Raw genomic sequence first — 21,309 nt, forward strand, 5'->3', positions numbered from 1 at the left:
CCGTCAGAGTGAGCCCGCTCCCCCGTCCAGGTGAATTCCGACGAGCCGAACCGGGCGTCGCGGCAAGTTGAGTACATGGCCGAGAGCGAAGCGGATCTGTTGACGTTAACTCCGCACGCATGGGCGCGACCGTGCGCTGCGCGGCCCTCCCGGACGTATTCGGCCAAGAGACACCGGGAGAGCGTTCGCATGCCTTCCGTAGGGGAGGTGCCGCCGCCAACGAATTCACCGGCCCCGGGGACAGACAACCAACATCATCGGAGCCCCGCAATGCCGGAGATCCAGCTGGCCCGACCTGCATGTGTCAGGGGCGTGTCGGTCCGGTGTCAGCGGCGCATCAGAGGGGTCTGGCAGCTTCCACAGAGAACCTGCCGAATGCCCATCGGGCAGGCATGCGACCAATAGGGGAATCACTATGAGCAATGACGTCACGATCATCGGCGCTGGTCTCGGCGGTCTCACGCTCGCCCGCGTACTGCACGTCCACGGAATTCCAGCCACGGTCTACGAGGCGGAGTCTTCCCCGGAGATGCGCGCGCAGGGCGGGATGCTTGACATCCACGACTACAACGGGCAGCTCGCCATCGAGGCGGCCGATTTGATGGAGGAGTTCCATGCCATTGTCCTGAAGGGCCGCCAGCAGATGCGAGTCCTGGACCGGGACGGGTCGGTCCTGTTCGACAAACTCGATGACGGCACCGGTGGGCGCCCCGAGGTGATGCGCGCCGAGCTTCGGCGGATTCTGCTCGACTCGCTCCCGGCCGACACCGTCCAGTGGGGCCACAAGGTCAGTGGCACCCGTACCCTGCGCGAGGGCCGTCACGAGGTGACGTTCGCGGACGGCGGCACCGTCGCCACCAGCCTGCTGGTCGGCGCCGACGGCGCGTGGTCGCGGGTCCGGCCGTTGGTGTCCACCGCCGTACCCGAGTACGCCGGGAGGTCGTTCGTCGAGACCTACCTGTTCAACGCCGACACCCTGCACCCGGGCGCCGCGCACGCGGTCGGCGGCGGTTCCATGATGGCGCCCGCGGAGGGCAAGGAGATCTTCGCTCACCGGGAAACCGGCGACACTCTGCACACCTACGTGGGGTTGACCAGGTCGCAGGACTGGTTCGCCGCCATCGATTTCACCGATGCCCGCGCTGCCACCACGCGGATCACGGCGGAGTTCGACGGCTGGGCACCCGAGCTCACCGCGCTGATCAGCGACTGCGACACCGGGCCGGTCCTGCGCCCCCACTACGCGCTGCCGACCGAGCACCGGTGGGGGCGGGTGCCCGGTGTGACGCTGCTCGGCGATGCCGCCCACCTCGCGGCACCGAACGGCGAAGGCGCCAACCTGGCCATGCTCGACGGTGCCGAACTCGGCAAGGCCATCGCCGCGCACCGTGACGACCCCGAAACCGCGCTGAGCGAATACGAGCAGGCCATGTTCCTCCGCAGCACCACGGTCATCACCGAACACGAACAGCTGAGTGAGTCCCTGTCCAGCGACGACGTATCCCGGCTCGTGGAGATATTCCAGCAGAAGCATTGAGCCGCCCAACACTCACTCCGAGCCCTCGGGACCGTTCTTGATATGGCCTGAGGTCGTTCGACGAGATCCCGTTCGGTCGCGTTGATCGGGCGGGATCTCGTCGTTGGAGAGTGGAGCGATCGCCGGGGCAGGCGTGTTCGGTAGTTACGGGAGGCTTCCGACGTTGATCGTGCGCCGTGGAGGCGCTGGGAACCGGCCGCGGGTGGCGCGGGGCCTCGCGGTGGAGGGTGGAGCGTATGGGTGTCAGCGCCGTGTGGGCGGTGGGCGTCCGCGCCTGGCGGGCTACTCAGTGCTGCGGCTGCTCCTGCGCCACCGGGGCTGCTCGGTGTTGTCACGCAAGGTCGTGCGTGCCGCGCTTCACCTCGTCCAAGAACACGCGCCATTCGGCCTTCGTGAAGGCGAGCATCGGGCCGACCGGATCTGTGGAATCGCGTGCGCCGAAGCCTTGACCGTCTGCTCGCACGCCTAGCTCAACGCACTCGGTCGGGTCCTGAGTGCTGTAACTGCTCTTGCGCCAGGTCGTGTACTGCGTGGGGGGCATGCTCATAGCGTGGACGCTATCTCCTTAAGCAGGATCTGGGAATCTGTCTTCGAGAGAGCCAACGATGACAACTCCTCGTATGCCCATTCGTAGCGATCGATCCTCGGCGGTTCGTCGATGAGCCAACTGCGCGTGAGACTGTGCACGCAGACGACCTTCATGGGGTCTTCTGTACCGACATCGATGATCGAGAATGAGCCGTCCATCCCTGGATGCGCCCCCGCAGAAAAGGGAAGGACCCGCAGCTCGAACCGCCCGGCATTCGCGCCCATGAGGATCTTGCGGAACTGCTCCTTCATCACCTCCGCCCCGCCGACGAGCATGTGCGCTACCGCTTCGGCGAGGATCCACGTCACTTGCGGCGGAGACGGGCTCTTGAGAATCCGCTGCCGCGCCATCCTGAAGGCGAGAGCGTCCTTGTCTCGTTTGGTGTCCCGGACGTCGCTGTAGCTCGAGAAGACCGCCCGCGTGTAGGACTCCGTCTGGAGGAGGCCCGGGATGGCCATGGTCTCGAGCGAACGGATACGAGAGGCATCCTCTTCGAGGGAGGCCACGTCCACGATGACGGGCTCCTGCGACAGGTGAAAGTCACGCCACCAGCCTTCTTTCCGGCCTTGCACGGCGAGTTCGAGGAGCCGTGCGCGCTCCCCCTCGTCGCCGACCCCGTAGTGATCAAGAATCTGGCGAAGGTCACGCGGGCGGATTGCCCTGTGACCGTTCTCGTAGGCGCTGAGTGAGGCTGGTGAGCGCTCAACGAGGCGGCCCGCAGCCTCCTGCGTCAGGTTGCGCTCTTCGCGGTATCGACGGAGGGCCTGGCCGATCTTGCGACGCCGGTAAGACAATCGTTCATCTGACGACATGCGACGAGTTTGTCACCGTGAGTATCCGAGTGGACGGAGGTTCGCGGAAGTTGGATACATCCGGACTTCGATACTTCAGCTTGTGCATCGGCCCGCGACGGATGGCTCTTACCTCACGGGAATGTGTTGATGGGGTGACGGAGGGCGATCAGCCTGGGCGGGTGAGCATCGGAGGAGGTATCACGATGACGACCTGCGGGGCTGGGGGGCTGCGGCTTCTTGGCGTGTTGACCCTTCCGGGCGTGAAGCGTTCTGTTCGGCATGCGCGGGTGTTCTTGGTCGTCACCCTCGTGCCTGAGCATCTGGCGGCCGGTGGGGATCTGCTGGACGACATGACGCTCGTGGTGGACGAGTTCGCCGCCAACGGGATCCGGCACACCGCGTCCGGGCGGGGCGGGAAGATCCACATCGCGTTGTGGGCGGGAAAGGGTGTCCTGCGCGCCGAGGTGAGCGACGACGGGGCGGGCGGGGCGCGGCCCGTGCTGCGGGACGCGGATGACGAGAGTGGGCGCGGCCTGCATATCGTCGAGGCCCTTGCCGTTCGGTGGGGGCATCACGCCGATGGGCCTCGGACGACCGTGTGGGCGGAGTTCGTTGCTCGCGGCGGCGAGGGCTGAGGCGTCCCTCTGGGCGGGAGGGATCACACGTTCGGGCCGAACGTGGAGGCTGCTCGGCTAGTGGGGATCGCTGGGGTGGGTCACGAATCTGGCCAGGGTGCCTCGGTTGCGTTGGAGGTCCTCGATGCGTCCGTCCAGGACCGCCAGTTCGCGGTCCAGGAGGTCGCGGATGTCGGCGCACCAGTCGAATTCCGGCTGGTCGTCGCGGGTGCATGGGAGCACCGAGCGGATCACTTCGGTGGACAGGCCTGCGTTCAGGAGGACGCGGATCTTCCGGACGGTGAGCACGGAGTCGGCGTCGTAGTGGCGGTAGCCGTTCGCGGCGCGAGTGGCCTCAAGTAGGCCCTGTTCCCCGTAGTAGCGCAGAAGTCGTGTGCTGACGCCGGTTCGCCGGGACAACTCCCCGATCAGCATGTCACCGTCCCGGCTTGACCTTTCCATCAGTGTGAAGGCCTAACGTCGTGCTGGGAGCGATCATTCCGCACTGTTGGAGACATCCATGTCCATGTTCGTGGTCCAACGCAATGGCCGTCCGGCGACCAGTGAGGAGTTGGCGCCGCTCGCCTTCGCGGGGTATGCCCACTTCACCGCGATGCAGGGTGCGCGGGGGGAGAGTTCGGGGCCTCGATCTTCATTTGGAACGGCTGCGGTTCGCCTCGGTGGAGATGTTCGGCCGGGCCCTGCCTGACGATCGGGTGCGGGACGCGCTGCGGACGGCGTTGGCATCTTCTCCTGCGGATGTTTCGTTGACGGCCACTGTCTACTCGTCGCCGGGTGAGTTCGTCGCGGGTGGAGATGCGGTTGATGTTCTGGTGCGTACTGGGGCGCCCTCGGCCGGGCCGGCGGGGCCGTTGGCGTTGGCGGTGGTCGAGTACGAGCGGGTGCTGCCTGCTGTGAAGCATGTCGGTGAGGTGGCCAAGACCTTGTTCATGCGGCGGGCCGTTCGGGAGGGCCTTGATGATGCCGCCTTTGTTGATCGGCGGGGGCGGTTCAGCGAGGGGACGATTTGGAATCTGGCGTTCTGGGACGGCGAGGCTGTGGTGTGGCCCGATGCCGAGATGCTGGTTGGGACGACGATGGGTATCGTCCGTCGTCAGCTGGAGCAGCTTGGTGTGTCGCAGCGTGTTCAGGAGATTGCTGTCGCTGACCTGCCGACGTTGGGTGGTGCTGTTGTCATGAATTCGTGGACGCCGAGTGTTGCGGTCAGGCGGGTTGGTTCTGTGGATTTGCCCCAAGCTCCGCGTTTCTTGGAACTGCTTCACCGGGCCTTTGAGGCTGAACCACTTACCGAGTGCTGAGGACGGTGCACAGGGCGTCCAGTGCGGGTGGGTAGGCGGAGGCAAGCGGCGTGCTGTAGCCGATGATGAAGCCTTGCGGGCGGCTGGACGGGTTCTGCCAATGGTCGTGGAGGGGCATCAGGGCCAGGCCGAGGGGCGCGGCGCGTTGCATGATTGCTTGCTCGTCGGGGCCGTCGTCCGGGAGGAGGACGAGGGCGTGCAGCCCGGCGGCGATGCCCTGGACGCGGACGTGCGGGACGCGGACGTGGAGTGTCGCAGCCAAGAGGTCGCGGCGTCGGCGGTAGCGGAAGCGGGATGCGCGGACGTGCCGGTCGTATGTGTGTGTTTCGAGGAGGTCGGCGAAGACCAGCTGGCCCAGCGACTGGGTCTGCGCGTCGGCTAGGCGTTTGGCCTCCGCGACGGGTTCGACCAGGTGCGCGGGCGGGACCAGCCAGGCGAGGCGCATCCCCGGAGCGAGGGTCTTGGACGCGGTCCCGGCGTACACGACGTGGTCGGGCGCCGTGCCCTGGAGGGCGCCGACGGGCTGGCGGTCGAAGCGGAACTCGCCGTCGAAGTCGTCCTCGATGATCAGTCCGCCGGTGGCGCGGGCCCAGGTGGTGAAGGCGTGGCGGCGGTCGGGGTGCAGGGTTACGCCGGACGGGTATTGGTGCGCCGGGGTGAGCACGGCCGCGCCCGCTTCGGCGAGGATGTCGGCTCGGGCGCCGAGGTCGTCCACGGGCAGCGGGACGATCGTCAGGCCGCGGTGGTTGACGATCTCACGGTGGAATGGGTGCCCCGGCTCTTCCATCGCGATCGTCGTCGTCCCGGCGGCGGAAAGGACTTCGGCGAGCAGGCCGAGCGACTGCGCGTATCCGGACGTGACGATGATCCGGCCCGGGTCGGCGTGGACGCCACGGGCCCGTCCCAGGTAGGCGGCCAGTGCCTCGCGTAGTTCGGGGCGGCCTCGCGGGTCGCCGAGCGCGTGCGCCTCGGGCGGAGCGGTTTCCAGGACGCGGCGGGTCGAGCGCAGCCATGCTCGCGACGGAAACGCGCTGAGGTCGGGCCGTCCCGGCAGAAGGTCGTGGACGGGTGCACCGGTGCCCGCCGGGCCAGGGGCGTCGTCGGCTGTAGGGGCGATCTCCGCGACCCTCGTGCCGGAGCCAGGGACGGTCGTCAGATAACCCTCGGCGGTCAGTTGGTCGTAGGCGGCGGTGACCGTTCCGCGCGCAAGGTGTAGCTGAAGGGCCAGCGCGCGGGTCGACGGGACGGTGTCGCCTGGCGCGAGCCGTCCGGTCCGGATGGCAGCGCGGAGGGCGCGTTCGAGACCCGTCCGGCGGCCGCCGGACGTGTCGACGTCCAGGTGCAAGTCGATCCCTGAACCGGCCCAATCTTTCGGCATATGCCTGGATCTTAATACTGGTCCGGTTGTGTCTTAGGTTCGCGGCATGTTCCTCTTCGCGCAGCTCAGCGACACCCATCTGGACGGCGGCGACCACCGCCTCGAACGTGCGGCGCGCGTCATGGCGCGTGTGAATGACGTGCCGCTCGACGCCGTCCTCATCACCGGCGACATCGTCGAGGACGGCGAGCCCGCCCAGTACAGGCAGGCTCGCAAGGAACTGCGATCGCCGTATCCGGTGCTGATGTGCCCCGGCAATCACGACGCGCGAGGCCCGTACAGGGAGGGCCTTCTGGACGAACCGTTCGACGACGGTCCGATCAACCGGGCGCACAAGGTGTCGGGCGTCGTGTTCCTGATGTGCGACTCCACGGTCCCCGGCAAGGGTCGCGGGTTTCTCGACGACGAGACGATCGGCTGGCTCGACCGGCAACTGGCAGCCGAACCCGACGCGCCTACGTTCGTCTGTTTCCACCATCCGCCGGTGACGCTGAACATCCCGTTCGTCGACCGGATCCGGCAGTTCGGAGAGGAACGGCTGGCCGAAACAGTCGCGCGGCATCCGCAGATCGTGGCTGTCCTGTGCGGGCACGCGCACACGGCGACGGCCACGACGTTCGCGGGACGTCCGCTGCTCGTCGCGCCGGGTGTCGTGTCCACGCTGCGGCTGCCGGGTGAGGAGGGCGGCGTCGCCGACTACGACGCTCCCCCGGGCCTGACGTTCCACGTCTTGCACGATGATGGGCTTCTTACCACGCACTACCGCACCGTTTAGGACTCGCATGAAACATCTCGGCATCCTGGCCCACAGCATGGAGGGCGCCGCGCTGTGCCTCCGCGCCTTCTGCCAGGAGGGGTTCCGCGAACTGGGACCCGACGACCACCCGGACGTGACGCTCGACCTCATCGCGATGGCGCGGAGCATGCCCGCGTGGGACGCCGGAGACCACGACTCGATCCGGCTGACGTTCGCCGAGAACGTCCGGCGGCTCGCGGGGGCGGGCGCCGACTTCTTCGTCTGCCCGGACAACACCGCGCATCTCGCGCTCGAACGTCCCGGCGACGACCTGGCCCTGCCGGGGCTGCACATCGCCCAGGTCGTCGCCGACCGGGCCGCGCGGGACGGACGCACCCGCGTCGGCGTCCTCGGCACCAGCTACACCATGGACGGCCCCGTGTACCCGCGCGAGCTGGCGGCGCGCGGCATCGCCGCCGAGGTCCCGGACGAGGACGACCGGGCGATCGTGCACCGGATCATCTTCGACGAGCTGGTCAACGGCGTCTTCACCGACGACTCGCGCCGGGAGTACGCCCGCGTCATCGACCGGCTCGCCGACCGGGGCTGCGACGCCGTCGCGCTGGTGTGCACGGAGATCCCGCTGCTGGTCACGCCCGACGTCTCGGCGCTACCGACGCTCGACTCCACCCGCCTGCTGGCCCGCGCCGCCTTCGAGGTGTGCACCGGGCAACGGCCCTTCCCGACGTGGCGCGGCGGACCCGCCGACGTTTCGTCCGGTGACGAAGCGAATCGCCCCTAGATTCGGAGTGTGGAGAGCACAAACCTGGTCATCTCACGCCACGCCGACGTCACCGCCGTCCTGGACGACCCGCGCTTCGTCGTCCCGCCGGCCGGACAGGACGCCCGCCGACACTCACTGGCGTGGCTCCGGCAGACAGTATGCCGGTTCAGCGAGGGCGCGGACCATCAGCGGCGCCGCGCCCTCGTCGTCACCGCCCTGGACGCCATGCGGCCCGCCGACCTGCGAGAACGGGCCCGCGCCCGGGTGCTCGACGGCGATCCACCGGAGCGGGCGCCGGTCGCCGTCCTCGGTGAAGCTCTCGGCGTCGAAGACCTCGACGCGCTCATGGAGGCAGTGCCCGTCGCCGCGTCCGGGTACCTCACCGGGGACGGAGGAACCGAGGCGGACGCAGCCGTCGCGACGCTCGTCGAACTCCTCGGCCCCGGCCCGGACGAGCTGATCGCGAGCCGCATCGCCGTCCTCATGCAGGCGTGCGAGGCGACGGCCGGACTCATCCGCAGGACGCTGCCCCACGCGCGCCGCCAGGAATCGCACGGGCGGCCTGTCGACAACGTCATCGCCGAAACACTCCGGTTCGACCCGCCCGTCCCCGTCATGCGCCGCGTCGCCACCGACGACGCCCACGTCAACGGGCACACGATCCCGAAAGAGGCAATGGTCACCTTGGATCTGCGCGCCGCCAACCGCGACCCGGCCGTGTTCGACCACCCTGACCGTTTCGATCCCGACCGTCGGGAACGTCCCCACCTGACGTTCGGCGCGGGTCGACGGCCGTGCCCTGCCGCCGAGCACGCCCTGCACCTGGCCGCCGGGGTCGTCGAGGCGGTCCTGGACGGAACGGAGGCCCGCCGATGAGGTTCCACGACCTGCATCATGGTGATCGTCCGCTGCTGCTGCCGAACGCCTGGGACTTCGCGAGCGGCGCGGCGCTGGTCAAGGCCGGGTTCCCCGCGATCGGGACGACGAGCCTCGGCGTCGCCGCGGCCGCCGGGAAGGCCGACGCCACGGGCGATACCCGGGACGAGACCGTCGCGCTCGCCAGCGTCCTGTCCCGTCTGCCCGTGCCGGTCACCGTCGACATCGAGAATGGGTTCTCCACGCGGATCGGGGAGGTCGCCGAACTCGTCACCGACCTCGCCTCGTTCGGGATCGCCGGGATCAACCTGGAGGACGGCCGCGCCGACCAGACCCTCACGCCGCTCGACCACCAGACCACCCTGATCTCCGCCGTGAAACGGGCCGCGCCCCAGGTCTTCCTCAACGCCCGAACCGACACGTTCTGGCTAGGCGACCCCGACCGAGACGAAACGCTCCGAAGAGCCCGCGCCTACACGGAGGCGGGCGCGGACGGGGTCTTCGTGCCCGGCATCATGGACGACGCTGACATCCGCGCCGTCCTCGACGCCACGAACGTGCCGCTGAACGTCCTGCACCTGCCGGGCAAGACCGAGTTCGACCGGATGGCGCGCCTCGGCGTCCACCGCATCAGCACCGGATCACTACTGTTTCGCGAGGCCCTCCAAACAGCAGTCACGACAGCGCTCGGCGTCACCGGCCAGAACGCCGGGCACCCCACCCCCACCTACGAAGACATCCAGGACCTCATCGGCGGCTAGCCCTCACGGGACGGCGTCGACGACGGGGCGGTAGCCGATCCAGCGGGAGCGGTCGGCCGCGTAGTAGGCGGCGCCGTCAGGCCCCGATGGGCCGTCCGGGGGGCGGCGCATGCCGAGTTGTAGGGCGATCTCCGCCGACGTGGGGTTCGCCATGTCGATCTCGGCGGTGACGCGGCGCACGCCGACCACCCCGAAGGCGTAGTCCAGGACCGCGCGGGACGCCTCGGCGGCGAGGCCCTGGCCCCAGTGGTCCGGTTCCAGGCTGTAGAGGATCTCCACGTCCGCGCCGTGGCCGAGCGGCCCCTCGTGGTGGCTGAGCCCGGCCACCCCGATCAGCGGGTCTCCCGGCGCGGCGGGCCCCGGGTCGTCGGCGTCGACGGACCAGCGGACGGGGCGCAGCGCCCACAGCCCGTAGCCCTCGGTGGCGAAGTCGCGCTCGCTGGAGTCGATGATCTCGGCGACCTGGACGGCGGAGATCAGCCGGTCGTCGAACAGGTGCCGCCGGACGAGCGGGCCCGTCCAGTGCGTCAGCAGCGCGGCCTGGTCGCTCATCGCCACCGGGTGCAGGGCAAGCCGCACCGTGCGCAACACGTCAGTCATCGGCGTTCCCCGTCGGGGGCCAGGCGGGCGCGGGCTCACCGTCCGGGACGCCGACGCGGAACACCCGCATCTGCAACGCCAGCGCCTTGTAGTAGCCGACGAGGGTGACCAGCTCCACGACGGCGGCGCGGCCGAGCGTGGCGACCGCCTCGGTGAACACGGCGTCGCCCAGGTCGTCCTCGGCGGCGAGTTGCCGGGCCGCCTCGTACACGACGCGTTCGCGGACGTCCGCGAGCATCGGGGCGCGGCCGTCGCGGAGCGCGTCGATCTCGTCGTCGCCGAGACCGGCGCGGCGGGCCAGCGGACGGTGCGCGCACCACTCGTAGTCGGAGCGCAGCCGCGCCGCGACGACCAGCGTCGCGATCTCCCGTTCCCGTTCGGTGAACGCGGTGCGGAACCGCAGCGCCGCCCCGAGGTCCTGGAGTGGCAGCCCGACGGACGGGCTGTACAGCATGGCGTTGAACGGGCCGAGGAGACGTCCGTACTGGTCGGCGAGGACGGGCGGCGGCACGCGGCCGGAAGCGCGGGGGCCGCCCGTCACCGCCTCGTAGACGGTTCGCTGCTCGTCGCTCAGGGTGCCGGGGAGCAGCAGCGGGAGCCGGGTCGTGGACGGACCGGGCGGAGGTCGGTCATTGACGTGCTCACCGCTCACGGGGTCGATCACTTACCGCACGCTAGGCGGTCGGACGGGGCGGCTCAAGACCCGGTCCGGAATGTGAAACCCCGGGCGCACGCTGACCTGTCGGCGGCGTGACACCGACATGACCCTGGCAGGATGGGCGGAGTGAGCGGCATCTACGACGACCCGTGGGCGTACGAACTGGCGTGCTCGTTCCGCGACGTGTCCGCCGACGTGGACGTCCTGCTCGCCTGGTGCGCGGAACACCAGGTCAAGCCCGCGTCGATGCTGGAACTGGCCGCCGGGCCCGCCGAGCACGCACGCGAGTTCGCCCGCCGTGGCGTCGCGGCGACCGCGCTCGACCTGAACCCGGCGATGTGCGCGTACGCGGTCAAGGAGGCGGAGCGCGGCGGCGTCGACGTGACGGTCGTCCAGGACGACATGACCCGGTTCGACCTCGACCGCCGTTTCGACCTCGTCGTGACCATGCTCGACTCCACGTCCCACCTCCTGACACTGGACGCGTTCGTCGCGCACCTGCGTTGCGCCGCCGCGCACCTGTCGCCCGGCGGCCTCTACGTCGTGGAGATGGCGCATCCGCGCGACCGTCTCACCGACGAACCCAGCGTCGGCACCGGCTGGACGGTCGAGCGCGACGGCGTCCACGCCACGGTCCGGTGGGGCGAGAGCGGCGACCGGCTCGACCCCGTCACGCAGGTCGCCGACGACCACGTCACGATGACGATCACCGCCGACGGGGCCACGCGGGTGCTGCGCGACGTCGTCCCGTACCGGTTCTGGACGGCGACCGAACTCGACGCCGCGATCCGGCTGGCGGGCGGCCTGGAGACCGTCGCCCGGTACGGCGACTTCGGGGCCGGTGAGGCCGCCGTGGCGCTCACCGACCCCGCCGCCTGGCGCATGATCACGATCCTGCGCGGCGCCTGACCGCTACGGCGTGGCCGTCCAGCCCGGCATCGGGTAGGACGCGAGCAGCTCCCTGATCTGCGCGGCGACCCGTTCGACGACGCTCTCGTCGCCCTTGGCCGCGGCCTGCACGACCTCGTCCATCCACGCCGCGACCTGCGGCATCAGCTCCTCACCGAGGCCCCGGGTGGTGATCGCGGCGGTGCCGACGCGCAGCCCGGACGGGTCGAACGGCTTGCGCGTGTCGAACGGGACGGCGTTGTAGTTCAACTCGATCCCGGCGCGGTCGAGGGCCTGCGCGGCGGGCTTGCCGCCGATGCCCTTTTTCGTCAGGTCGATCAGGATGAGGTGGTTGTCGGTGCCGCCGGACACCAGGTCGTAGCCCCGGTCGCGCAGCGCGGCGGCGAGGACCACGGCGTTCGCGACGACCTGCCGCGCGTACGCGGCGAAGCCGGGCTGGGCCGCCTCCCGCAGCGCGACGGCGATCGCGGCGGTCGTCTGGTTGTGCGGGCCGCCCTGGAGGCCCGGGAACACGGCCTTGTCGACCGCCTTCGCGTGCTCGGCCGTCGACATGATCATCGCGCCGCGCGGGCCGCGCAGCGTCTTGTGCGTCGTCGTGGTGATCACGTCGGCGTGGCCGACGGGCGACGGGTGCGCGCCGCCCGCGATCAGGCCCGCGATGTGGGCGATGTCGGCGGCCAGCACCGCGCCGGTCTCCCGGGCGATCTCGGCGAACGCCGGGAAGTCGATCGTCCGGGGGATCGCGGTGCCGCCGCACCAGATGACCTTCGGTCGCTCCTTCAGCGCCAGGTCGCGGACCTGGTCCATGTCGACCCGTCCGGTGTCGGCGCGCACGTCGTACCGGACGGGACGGAACCACTTCCCGGTCGCCGACACCGACCAGCCGTGCGTGAGGTGCCCGCCCATCGGCAGCGACAGGCCCATCACGGGGTCACCGGGCTCCAGGAACGCCAGGTACACGGCGAGGTTCGCGGGCGACCCCGAGTACGGCTGGACGTTGGCGTGCTCGGCGCCGAACAGCTCCTGCGCCCGCCTGACCGCCAGCGCCTCCAGCGGGTCGATGACCTGCTGGCCCTCGTAGTAGCGCCTGCCCTCGTACCCCTCGGAGTACTTGTTGGTCAGGACGCTGCCCGCGGCCTCCAGGACGGCGGGCGACACGTAGTTCTCCGAGGCGATCAGCCGCAGCTTCTCGTACTGGCGGCGGGCCTCGGCCTCCACCATTCCGGCGATCTCGGGGTCTTCGGCGTGGAGATGGGGAACGGCCGGTTCGTGCATGTGAGCCTCCGCGGTCGCGGCGCCGGGACGACGGTCGGCCCCGGCGGAAAGGGCCCGACACCCAGGCGCGCGGTGTGCGGACTGCTTCGCTCCCCGGTGGTCGACTCCACCTTGACTGCGCCAGTCGCGTACCCGCCATCCTACCGACCCACCCGGCGCCGCGAAGGCATCGCGTCCGATCCGCCCGGAAAGGCGCATGGTCCGCGACCCCTCGTGGGGCGCGGACCATGTGACGTGCGGTGGGGCTTGGGCCTCAGCGGCCTGCGGCCTCCAGTGCCTTCTTGACTGCGGCGCGCTTCTTGCGGAGCTTGGCCAGCGCCTCTTCGAGGATGGCCTCGCCGTCCTCGTCGCTGCGCCGCTCCTTCACGTATGCCAGGTGCGTCTTGTACGGCTCGGTCTTCGGCGGTGCCGGGGGATTCTCCGAATCCTGCCCGGCGGGGAACCCGCAGCGCGGGCAGTCCCAGGTCTCGGGGACCGCGACGTCCGTCGCGAAACTCGGACGGGTCTCATGCCGGTTCGCGCAGTAGAAGGTCACCCACACGCGGGGGGCGGCGTCGCCGCGTTCCGCCTCTCCCATCGGACCGGCCCCGACACGGCTGCCCCGAATCGCGTTGCCACTACCCACGGAGTACTCCTCGCTTGGTCTATCGCCACCGCCCGTACCTCCAGCTAGGGGCGGTGCGGCGCTCGCTAATGGTCAATCGGAACGGGTGACTCAGGCGTTGCCCTTGAACAGCAGGCCGAGGGCGACGATCGAGGCGAACCACATGACGCCGACGGCGATCGTCAGCCGGTCGAGGTTGCGCTCCACCACCGACGACCCGCCCAGGGACGACGAGACGCCGCCGCCGAACATGTCGGACAGCCCGCCGCCCTTGCCCTTGTGCATGAGGACGAGGACGACCATCAACAGGCTCGTGACGATGAGCACGATGGACGATGCGATGATCACGATTCTTCAGCGCCTTGTCTCTAGGTCAGGACGGTCTGTAGTGGGACGGTGGACCGGCCCGGGCGGTTTACCCGTCAGCTACGAAGGGTACGACGAACCAGCCGCTGGTTCGGCATGAACCCCCAGTTCACGCGGAATTGATCAGTTTTGATCAGACTGGAAGATCCCGATACCGGCAGATTTTGACGAACTCTCCCGGGTCCAGGCTGGCACCACCGACCAAGGCGCCGTCCACGTCGGCCTGCGCCATGAGCTTGGCGACGTTGCCGCCCTTCACCGAACCGCCGTACAGGATACGCACCTCGTCGGCCACTCCGCCGTCGTACAGCTCGGCGAGCCGCGTTCTGATCGCGGCGCAGACCTCCTGCGCGTCCTGCGGGGTGGCGACCTCGCCGGTGCCGATCGCCCACACCGGCTCGTAGGCGATCACGGTGCGCCGCACCTGGTCGGCCGGGATCTTCTCCAGCGCGCCGTCCACCTGCGCCAGCACGTGCGCGACCTGCCCGCCCGCCTTGCGGACGTCCAGGCCCTCGCCGACGCACAGGATCGGGGTGATGTCGGCGGCGAGCGCGGCCTTGGCCTTGGCGTTGACGAGCGCGTCGTCCTCGCGGTGGTACTGGCGGCGTTCGGAGTGCCCGACGACGGCGTAGGAGCAGCGCAGCTTGGCGAGCATCGCGGCGGAGATGTCGCCGGTGTAGGCGCCCGAGGCGTGCGGCGAGACGTCCTGCGCGCCGTACTGGATGGCGTACTTGTCGGCGTCGATGAGCGTCTGCACGGACCGGATCGCGGTGAACGGCGGGATCACGGCGACGTCCACGGCCTCGAAGTCGGCCTCCTTGAGCGCGAACGCCATCTTCTGGACGAGCGCGATCGCCTCAAGGTGGTTGTTGTTCATCTTCCAGTTGCCCGCCATCAGCGGCTTGCGGGCGGGAGTCGCGGGAGCCATCGGTCAGTCCTCCAAGGCCTGCAGGCCGGGCAGCGTCCTGCCTTCGAGGTATTCGAGGCTGGCGCCGCCGCCGGTCGAGATGTGGGAGAAGGCGGCCTCGTCGAAGCCGAGCCGCCGGACGGCCGCGGCGGAGTCGCCGCCGCCGACCACCGTGAACGCGCCGGAGTCGATGAGCCCCTGCGCGACGGCGCGGGTGCCGCTCGCGTAGGGCTCCATCTCGAACACGCCCATCGGGCCGTTCCAGAACACGGTGTTGGCGTCGGCGAGCCGCGCCGCGAACAGCTTGCCGGACTCGGGCCCGATGTCCAGGCCCATCCGGTCGGCGGGGATGGCGTCGGCGGCCACCACGCCGTGGTCGGCGTCGGCCGCGAACGCCGCGGCGGCGACGACGTCGACCGGCAGCACGAACTCCACGCCCGTCTCCTCGCCCCGCCGCAGATAGTCGCGGACGGTGTCGAGCTGATCTTCCTCAAGGAGGCTCGTGCCGACCTCGTGGCCCTTCGCCCTCAGGAACGTGTACGCCATCCCGCCGCCGATCAGGATGCGGTCGGCCTTGCCGAGCAGGTTGTCGATCACACCGAGCTTGTCGGACACCTTGGACCCGCCGAGCACGACCGCGTAGGGACGCTCGACGTCCTCGGTGAGCTTGCGCAGCACCTCGACCTCGGCGACGATCAGGCCGCCCGCCGCGTGCGGGAGCCGCCTCGGCACGTCGTAGACGGAGGCGTGCTTGCGGTGCACGGCGCCGAACCCGTCGCCGACGTAGATCTCGGCGAGGGCGGCGAGCCGGTCGGCGAACGCGCCGCGCTCGGCGTCGTCCTTGCTGGTCTCGCCCGGCTCGAACCGCAGGTTCTCCAGCAGCGCGACGCCGCCGTCCGGGAGCGAGGCCGCGACCGCCTGGGCGGAGTCGCCGACGACGTCGGCCGCGAACTCGACCGGCGTCCCGAGCAGTTCGCCGAGCCGGGCGGCGACCGGGGCCAGCGAGAACTCGGGTTTGACCTCGCCCTTGGGACGGCCGAGGTGGGCGCAGACGACGACCTTGGCGCCCCTGCCCCGCAGCGCCTCGATCGTCGGCAGGCTCGCCCGGATCCGCCCGTCGTCAGTGATCTGGCGCGTCGCTGTGGGGGGACGACCCCCCACACCCCCCGGCTCCTCGGCGGCCTCCAGCGGGACGTTCAGATCAGCGCGGACGAGGACGCGCCGTCCGGCGACGTCGAGGTCGTCAATGGTGCGCATCGGGATGCGGTGTCCTTCCGTACACGACCGCGCCGTGGCCGGTCGTAGGCGGCCACGGCGCGAGGGACCCTGTCATGGTTACGCGGTCAGAGCCGCGCGCCGACGAGCTTGACGAGGTCGACGAGCCGGTTGGAGTAGCCCCACTCGTTGTCGTACCAGCCGACGACCTTGACCTGGTCGCCGATGACCTTGGTCAGCCCGGAGTCGAAGACGCAGGACGCCGGGTCGGTGACGATGTCGCTGGAGACGATCGGGTCGTCGGTGTAGGTGAGGTAGCCCTTGAGCGCGCCCTCGGCGGCCGTCCGGAACGCCTCGTTGACCTCCTCCACCGTCACCTCGCGGGACAGCGTGACGGTCAGGTCGGTGGCCGAGCCCGTCGGGACGGGGACGCGCAGCGCGTAGCCGTCCAGCTTGCCCCTCAGCTCGGGCAGCACCAGCCCGATGGCCTTGGCGGCGCCGGTGGAGGTCGGCACCACGTTGATCGCGGCGGCGCGGGCGCGGCGCAGGTCCTTGTGCGGGGCGTCCTGGAGGTTCTGGTCCTGCGTGTAGGCGTGGATCGTCGTCATCAGGCCCTTCTCGATGACGAAGCTGTCGTGCAGGACCTTCGCCAGCGGGGCCAGGCAGTTGGTGGTGCAGGAGGCGTTGGAGATCACCGTGTGCCGCGCCGGGTCGTACTTGTCCTCGTTGACGCCGAGGACGACGGTGACGTCCTCGTTCTTGGCGGGCGCGGAGATGATCACCTTCTTGGCGCCGTTGTCGGCGTGCACCTTGGCCTTGGTGGCGTCGGTGAAGAACCCGGTGGACTCGACGACGATGTCGGCGCCGACGTCGCTCCACTTCAGGTTGGCCGGGTCGCGCTCCTCGAACGCCTTGATGGCGTGGCCGCCGACGATGATCTCGTCCTCGGTGGCGCGCACGTCCTCGGGGAAGCGGCCGAGGATGCTGTCGTACTTGAGCAGCTGGGCGAGCGTGGCGTTGTCGGTCAGGTCGTTGACCGCCACGATCTCGATGTCGGCCCCGGACGCCTTCACGGCCCGGTAGAAGTTACGGCCGATCCGGCCGAACCCGTTGATGCCCACTCGGATGGTCACGGAACGGCTCTCCCTCACGTCGATCGTCCGGGCCGCGCCCGGACTGCTGACTACGGTGGATCCGGGGTTCAACCCCACCCTCGACCCTATCCAATGACCAGGGGGTGACCGGACACCGGACGCCCAGGTCTCACAGGGCGAGAAGGTCGTCCCGTTACACTCCCGGTCCATGCGCCGCGGGTGGATCGTCCTGATGATCGGTTTCGTCCTGACCTGCCTGCCCGCGCCCGCCCTCGCCATGGAGCGTGCCAAGCCGGTGAGCCGCGTCGACCACCTGGCCGCCGAACTCGGCCGCGACCCCGTCTACGTCACCGACCACGCTCCCCGCGCGCTTCCACCGGACGCATCGGCCCAGATCAAGAAGGCGATCGGCCGTCTGGGCGTCCCCACCTACGTCGCGGTGACCCCGACGTACCTCGTGGACGGCTACGACGCCGAGGACCTCGTCCCCCTCCTGCACGACAGCGTCGGACGGCCCGGCCTCTACATCGTGGTCGATCCGACGAGTTCAGCGATGTCCGCCATCCAGTACGGCGGCGACACGCTCCCGGTCAGGGACGCGAAACGGGCCACGCTGGCGGAACTCCCCACCGACGCGACGGCCGTCACGAAGATCGAGCGTTTCGTGGACATCGCCCTGTCCGGCGACATCACGGTGCCGACGGGCCCTCCCCCGAAGTCGAAGGTCCGCCTCGCATTGGACGCCCACGACCGTTCGGAACGCGACGCCAGCCGGACGGAATGGGGCGTGTTCGCCGGAGGAACCGCGCTCAGCGGCGTCACGATCCTGTTCTTCCTGCAATTCGGCCGAACGATCAAGCGAAGGAAGCGCCGGTGAACCCCCTGACCCGGGCCCTGGCCGTCGTCCCCTTGCTGATGCCATTGCTCACCATGACACCGGCGGCGGCCGACGAGCCGATCCCGGCGTACGCGCAGCACCGCCTGAACCGGGTCGCGACGGCACTCGCCAAGGACTCCCTCTTCGTCGATCCCGACATGTCCTCGGCCCTGGACGACACCGAACGCGCCCAAGTCCGAACGGCGATGGAAAGGACAGCGAGCAAGCTCGGCGCCCCGGTCTATGTGGTGGTGATGCCCAACGGTTCCGAGTCAGAGAGCCAAGGGATGGGCGATGTCTTTCTCCACTGGCTTCACGACCGCCTCCATCGAGACGGCCTGTACCTGATGGTCAATCAGGCGGCCTGGTTCGAGGAAGAAGCGTTCAACGTGCCACTCCAACTGTGGAGGATCGACGACGAGCGCACGGACATTCCCGCCGACCGCGACAAGCGTTTCGCCGACCTGCCCAATCGGCTCACGACCCGCCTCCAGCTCATCCGGGACGCCCAGTCCCGGCCCCCCGAGACCCCCGAACTGCACACCACTCCCGACCCTTTCGGCCACGAGAGCGAACTGCGTCCCGTCGACCCCGAGATCAAGGCCCCCTTCCTTACCGGCCTCCTCCTCGCGGGCCCGTTCGCGGCCGTGGCCGTCTGGATCGCGGGCCTGACCGCCGCCGCCCTGTGGCGACACGGCAAGACCAAAAAGACGGGCGGACCACCCAGCAACGCGCCAACCGAACCTTCCACGAAATGGCTTCGCCGCACCGGCGCCAAGGAACTGGACAAACTGCGAACCGAACTCCCCACCAGCACCACGAACCCGGGGCGCGAGTACGCGGTGTCCGCCTACGACGTCGCACAAATCCTCTACGACGACGCGGGCGAAACCCCCGACCGAGCCATCGACCTGGCCGGGGCGATCGTGCTGGCCCGGCTGGGTTTGGCGGCCCTCGACGCGAGAACACAGAAACCGTCCCCACCATGCTGGGTGAATCCTCTGCACGGCCAGTCGACGGCGACCCAGAAAATACGTCTCGACGGACGGTCCCGGCGCCGCCCCGTTTGCGCGTCCTGCCAAGGCAAAGGCATGAGGACGCTCACCACCCACATCCTGCGCGTCCCGGGCCCGGACGGACCGCGCCCGCATTACACCGTCCCCGGCGTCTGGAAGGACACCGCGTTCGGGACGGAAGGCAAACTGATCCCCCGTGTCCAGGAGTACCTCGGTGTCGACTGAACCGTCCCCCGGCGAACGGCTGGCCGCCGCCCTGCGGCGCTCCCTCATCTACGTCGACCCGTCCCTGGCCTCCGCGTTGTCCGGGGCGGACCGCACGCAGCTCATCACCAAGTTCCGCAAACTCCCCGTGCCCGTCTTCGTCGTCCTCGTCCCCCTGGTCAAGGGCGGCACCTGGAGCGACGACGAGCAGGTGGCGACGGTCGTCCACGCGAAACTGGGCCGCGACGGCATTTACATCACGTTCAGCGACATCGGAGACGAACTCCGAGCCAAGGAATGGGGCGGCGACCATCAGGCCCGCTACGCCGCCTGGGCCGTCTCCCTGAACCGCGCCTACGACGAGACGTCCCTCTCGACCCGCCTGAACCGCATAGCCGACCTCATGCTCTCCGGCACAGCGAAAAAGGAATACGACCGCGTCTCAGCCGAAATCAACAAACGCGCCGAGGAACGCCGAAAGGAGGAAGAACCCAACTCCTCGCCCGCCCTCCCGATCTCGCTGGGCGCCGCAGGAATCGCAGCCGCCGGAATAACAGCGGTACTCCTATGGCGACGCCGCCGCATGACGTCCGTCCGCCGCACCGACAGCGCCCTGCTCCTCCCCCGGACGGTCTTCTCCACGGCGAAACGCGCCAACGAAGACCAACTACGCGACCAGGCAACAAATGAAGTCATAGCCTTCGGCGAACTCCTGGACGAGACAGAAATCCCCGGCGATAAAACCGGCGACCTCATGACCCGAGCCCTGGACGCCTACCAGGCAGCCGGAAAAGTCCTGGACGGCGCGACCGGCATCCCAGACCTGGCAGGCGTCCTGGTTCTCCTGGACCAGGGCCGCGACGCACTGGCCTCAGCCCAGGCCATAGCCTCCGGCCGCCCGCCAATCCCGCCCAGCCCCCTCTGCTTTTTCAATCCCTTCCACGGCGACGCCCCGACCAAAATCGAATGGCGCCCCGTAGGCTCCCGCCGCCGCCTCCGCGTCCACGCCTGCCGAGAATGCACCCGCGCCACCCGCGCGAAGGAAACCCCCGACATCCTGATGGACCGCGAAGACGGCCACGACGTCCCCTATTTCGAGGCCGACCCGTCCCAAAGCGTCTGGGCCGAAACCGGCTACGGCCACCTCCGCACCGACCTCATCCCCCGAATCCTCAGAGGCGACCAGACCCGCAAGGACTAGCCGAGCATGTCTGCGGTCAGGTTGGCTTCTGTGCCGGGGATGCCCTGGTCGCCTGCGCGTTTGTCGGCCATGGCCAGGAGGCGGCGGATTCGGCCCGCTATCGCGTCCTTGGTCAGGGGCGGGTCTGCCAGTTGGCCGAGTTCTTCCAGGGACGCTTGTTTGTGTTCCAGGCGGAGACGGCCCGCGTTGACCAGATGGTCGGGGGCGTCCTCGCCGAGGATCTCCAGGGCGCGGGCCACGCGGGCGCCCGCGGCGACGGCGGCGCGGGCGGAGCGGCGGAGGTTGGCGTCGTCGAAGTTGGCCAGGCGGTTGGCGGTCGCGCGGACCTCGCGGCGCATGCGGCGTTCCTCCCAGGCGAGGACGCTGTCGTGGGCGCCGAGCCGGGTGAGCAGGGCGCTGATCGCGTCGCCGTCGCGGACGACGACGCGGTCGACGCCGCGGACCTCGCGGGCCTTGGCGTGGATCTTCAGGCGGCGGGCGGCGCCGACGAGGGCGAGCGCGGCCTCGGGGCCGGGGCAGGTCACCTCCAGCGACATGGAGCGGCCCGGTTCGGTGAGGGAGCCGTGCGCGAGGAACGCGCCGCGCCAGGCGGACTCGGCGTCGCAGGCGGCGCCCGCGACGACGTGCCGGGGCAGGCCGCGGACGGGGCGGCCGTTGCTGTCGATCAGCCCGGTCTGCCGGGCGAGCGACTCGCCGTCCCGGAAGACGCGGACGACATAACGGTTGCCCTTACGCAGGCCGCTCGGGGCGAGGACGACGACCTCCGAGGTGTGTCCGAACACCTCCGAGATGTCCTTGATCAGGCGGCGTGCGGCGACGCCGGTGTCGATCTCGGCCTCGATCACGATCCGCCCGCTGACCAGGTGCAGGCCGCCCGCGTAGCGCAGCAGCGTCGAGACCTCGGCCTTGCGGCAGCACGGCTTCAAGATCGTGAGCCTGCTCAGCTCGTCCTTGACCAGACCGGTCATCGCCATCTGATGAACCCTCCCCCTATC

Annotated in this window: 24 protein-coding genes and 1 riboswitch; of the genes, 11 read left to right on the forward strand and 13 right to left on the reverse strand. The window is 69.6% G+C overall.

Annotated features, from left to right (window positions below):
• Positions 1–415: 415 nt before the first annotated feature.
• The gene (locus ABD808_RS07255; protein WP_344891731.1) at positions 416–1,537 is read left to right on the forward strand and encodes an FAD-dependent oxidoreductase; all 1,122 of its coding nucleotides are present in this window, start codon (positions 416–418) and stop codon (positions 1,535–1,537) included.
• 331 nt (positions 1,538–1,868) lie between these two features.
• Here the strand turns inward: ABD808_RS07255 and ABD808_RS07260 are convergent, their stop codons facing one another.
• Both ABD808_RS07260 and ABD808_RS07265 read right to left on the reverse strand, forming a co-directional pair.
• Positions 1,869–2,084 (reverse strand): DUF397 domain-containing protein, encoded by a 216-nt coding sequence (locus ABD808_RS07260; RefSeq protein WP_344891734.1) that lies wholly within the window; start codon positions 2,082–2,084, stop codon positions 1,869–1,871.
• Positions 2,081–2,938 carry a helix-turn-helix domain-containing protein gene (locus ABD808_RS07265; RefSeq protein WP_344891737.1) on the reverse strand — a complete coding sequence of 286 codons (858 nt, stop codon included), beginning with the start codon at positions 2,936–2,938 and terminating at the stop codon, positions 2,081–2,083. The genes ABD808_RS07260 and ABD808_RS07265 overlap by 4 nt, the downstream gene beginning before the upstream one ends.
• Before the next feature lie 242 nt (positions 2,939–3,180).
• Here ABD808_RS07265 and ABD808_RS07270 point away from each other — a divergent pair, with 242 nt between their 5' ends.
• A complete protein-coding gene (locus ABD808_RS07270; RefSeq protein ID WP_344891740.1) occupies positions 3,181–3,555 on the forward strand; it encodes an ATP-binding protein in 375 nt (124 codons plus the stop codon).
• Positions 3,556–3,612: 57 nt separating this feature from the next.
• Here the strand turns inward: ABD808_RS07270 and ABD808_RS07275 are convergent, their stop codons facing one another.
• Positions 3,613–3,969 (reverse strand): MerR family transcriptional regulator, encoded by a 357-nt coding sequence (locus tag ABD808_RS07275; protein WP_344891743.1) that lies wholly within the window; start codon positions 3,967–3,969, stop codon positions 3,613–3,615.
• A gap of 221 nt (positions 3,970–4,190) precedes the next feature.
• Between ABD808_RS07275 and ABD808_RS07280 the strand changes: the two genes are divergently transcribed.
• On the forward strand, positions 4,191–4,853 hold the full coding sequence (locus tag ABD808_RS07280) for an aminotransferase class IV (protein ID WP_344891746.1): 663 nt from the start codon (positions 4,191–4,193) through the stop codon (positions 4,851–4,853).
• Here the strand turns inward: ABD808_RS07280 and pdxR are convergent.
• Positions 4,840–6,231: a MocR-like pyridoxine biosynthesis transcription factor PdxR gene (gene pdxR, locus ABD808_RS07285; RefSeq protein WP_344891749.1), complete on the reverse strand. Its 1,392-nt coding sequence runs from the start codon at positions 6,229–6,231 to the stop codon at positions 4,840–4,842. The genes ABD808_RS07280 and pdxR overlap by 14 nt on opposite strands.
• A 46-nt stretch (positions 6,232–6,277) precedes the next feature.
• Between pdxR and ABD808_RS07290 the strand changes: the two genes are divergently transcribed.
• The 4 genes from ABD808_RS07290 to ABD808_RS07305 are packed head-to-tail and all read left to right on the forward strand — an operon-like array spanning position 6,278 to position 9,388.
• Positions 6,278–7,006 carry a metallophosphoesterase gene (locus tag ABD808_RS07290; RefSeq protein WP_344891752.1) on the forward strand — a complete coding sequence of 243 codons (729 nt, stop codon included), beginning with the start codon at positions 6,278–6,280 and terminating at the stop codon, positions 7,004–7,006.
• Between the two features lie 7 nt (positions 7,007–7,013).
• A complete protein-coding gene (locus ABD808_RS07295) occupies positions 7,014–7,769 on the forward strand; it encodes an aspartate/glutamate racemase family protein (RefSeq protein ID WP_344891755.1) in 756 nt (251 codons plus the stop codon).
• A 9-nt stretch (positions 7,770–7,778) separates the two neighbouring features.
• Positions 7,779–8,627 (forward strand): cytochrome P450, encoded by an 849-nt coding sequence (locus ABD808_RS07300; protein ID WP_344891758.1) that lies wholly within the window; start codon positions 7,779–7,781, stop codon positions 8,625–8,627.
• A complete protein-coding gene (locus tag ABD808_RS07305) occupies positions 8,624–9,388 on the forward strand; it encodes an isocitrate lyase/PEP mutase family protein (RefSeq protein ID WP_344891761.1) in 765 nt (254 codons plus the stop codon). Before ABD808_RS07300 ends, ABD808_RS07305 begins: the two co-directional genes overlap by 4 nt.
• Before the next feature lie 3 nt (positions 9,389–9,391).
• Here the strand turns inward: ABD808_RS07305 and ABD808_RS07310 are convergent, their stop codons facing one another.
• Both ABD808_RS07310 and ABD808_RS07315 read right to left on the reverse strand, forming a co-directional pair.
• Positions 9,392–9,988: a GNAT family N-acetyltransferase gene (locus tag ABD808_RS07310; RefSeq protein ID WP_344891764.1), complete on the reverse strand. Its 597-nt coding sequence runs from the start codon at positions 9,986–9,988 to the stop codon at positions 9,392–9,394.
• Positions 9,981–10,652, reverse strand: coding sequence for a carboxymuconolactone decarboxylase family protein (locus tag ABD808_RS07315; protein ID WP_344891767.1), 672 nt, complete (start codon positions 10,650–10,652; stop codon positions 9,981–9,983). The genes ABD808_RS07310 and ABD808_RS07315 overlap by 8 nt, the downstream gene beginning before the upstream one ends.
• A gap of 111 nt (positions 10,653–10,763) precedes the next feature.
• Between ABD808_RS07315 and ABD808_RS07320 the strand changes: the two genes are divergently transcribed.
• Positions 10,764–11,555 carry a class I SAM-dependent methyltransferase gene (locus tag ABD808_RS07320; protein ID WP_344891770.1) on the forward strand — a complete coding sequence of 264 codons (792 nt, stop codon included), beginning with the start codon at positions 10,764–10,766 and terminating at the stop codon, positions 11,553–11,555.
• A gap of 3 nt (positions 11,556–11,558) precedes the next feature.
• Here the strand turns inward: ABD808_RS07320 and ABD808_RS07325 are convergent, their stop codons facing one another.
• From ABD808_RS07325 to gap, 6 genes are all read right to left on the reverse strand, one after another.
• Entirely contained in the window at positions 11,559–12,830 is a 1,272-nt protein-coding gene (locus ABD808_RS07325) for a serine hydroxymethyltransferase (protein WP_344891773.1), read from the reverse strand.
• Positions 12,831–12,882: 52 nt separating this feature from the next.
• A riboswitch (ZMP/ZTP riboswitch) is annotated at positions 12,883–12,968 on the reverse strand.
• A 115-nt stretch (positions 12,969–13,083) separates the two neighbouring features.
• Complete coding sequence (locus tag ABD808_RS07330) at positions 13,084–13,455, reverse strand: RNA polymerase-binding protein RbpA (protein ID WP_344891776.1); 372 nt, start codon at positions 13,453–13,455, stop codon at positions 13,084–13,086.
• 90 nt (positions 13,456–13,545) lie between these two features.
• On the reverse strand, positions 13,546–13,782 hold the full coding sequence (gene secG / locus ABD808_RS07335) for a preprotein translocase subunit SecG (protein ID WP_344891779.1): 237 nt from the start codon (positions 13,780–13,782) through the stop codon (positions 13,546–13,548).
• A gap of 151 nt (positions 13,783–13,933) precedes the next feature.
• Positions 13,934–14,728 carry a triose-phosphate isomerase gene (gene tpiA, locus ABD808_RS07340; protein WP_344891782.1) on the reverse strand — a complete coding sequence of 265 codons (795 nt, stop codon included), beginning with the start codon at positions 14,726–14,728 and terminating at the stop codon, positions 13,934–13,936.
• 3 nt (positions 14,729–14,731) lie between these two features.
• Complete coding sequence (locus tag ABD808_RS07345; RefSeq protein WP_344891785.1) at positions 14,732–15,964, reverse strand: phosphoglycerate kinase; 1,233 nt, start codon at positions 15,962–15,964, stop codon at positions 14,732–14,734.
• An 86-nt stretch (positions 15,965–16,050) separates the two neighbouring features.
• Complete coding sequence (gene gap, locus ABD808_RS07350; protein WP_344891788.1) at positions 16,051–17,055, reverse strand: type I glyceraldehyde-3-phosphate dehydrogenase; 1,005 nt, start codon at positions 17,053–17,055, stop codon at positions 16,051–16,053.
• Between the two features lie 169 nt (positions 17,056–17,224).
• On the opposite strand from gap, the gene ABD808_RS07355 reads away from it, so the two are divergent.
• The 3 genes from ABD808_RS07355 to ABD808_RS07365 are packed head-to-tail and all read left to right on the forward strand — an operon-like array spanning position 17,225 to position 20,314.
• Positions 17,225–17,893: a hypothetical protein gene (locus ABD808_RS07355; RefSeq protein WP_344891791.1), complete on the forward strand. Its 669-nt coding sequence runs from the start codon at positions 17,225–17,227 to the stop codon at positions 17,891–17,893.
• A complete protein-coding gene (locus tag ABD808_RS07360) occupies positions 17,890–19,134 on the forward strand; it encodes a hypothetical protein (RefSeq protein ID WP_344891794.1) in 1,245 nt (414 codons plus the stop codon). Before ABD808_RS07355 ends, ABD808_RS07360 begins: the two co-directional genes overlap by 4 nt.
• The gene (locus tag ABD808_RS07365) at positions 19,124–20,314 is read left to right on the forward strand and encodes a hypothetical protein (RefSeq protein WP_344891797.1); all 1,191 of its coding nucleotides are present in this window, start codon (positions 19,124–19,126) and stop codon (positions 20,312–20,314) included. The genes ABD808_RS07360 and ABD808_RS07365 overlap by 11 nt, the downstream gene beginning before the upstream one ends.
• Here ABD808_RS07365 and whiA read toward each other — a convergent pair.
• Positions 20,311–21,288 (reverse strand): DNA-binding protein WhiA, encoded by a 978-nt coding sequence (gene whiA, locus ABD808_RS07370; protein WP_344891800.1) that lies wholly within the window; start codon positions 21,286–21,288, stop codon positions 20,311–20,313. The two genes, ABD808_RS07365 and whiA, sit on opposite strands and share 4 nt — an antisense overlap.
• Positions 21,289–21,309 lie beyond the last annotated feature (21 nt).

It is taken from the genome of Actinomadura meridiana (assembly GCF_039537545.1).
GTDB lineage: Bacteria > Actinomycetota > Actinomycetes > Streptosporangiales > Streptosporangiaceae > Spirillospora > Spirillospora meridiana.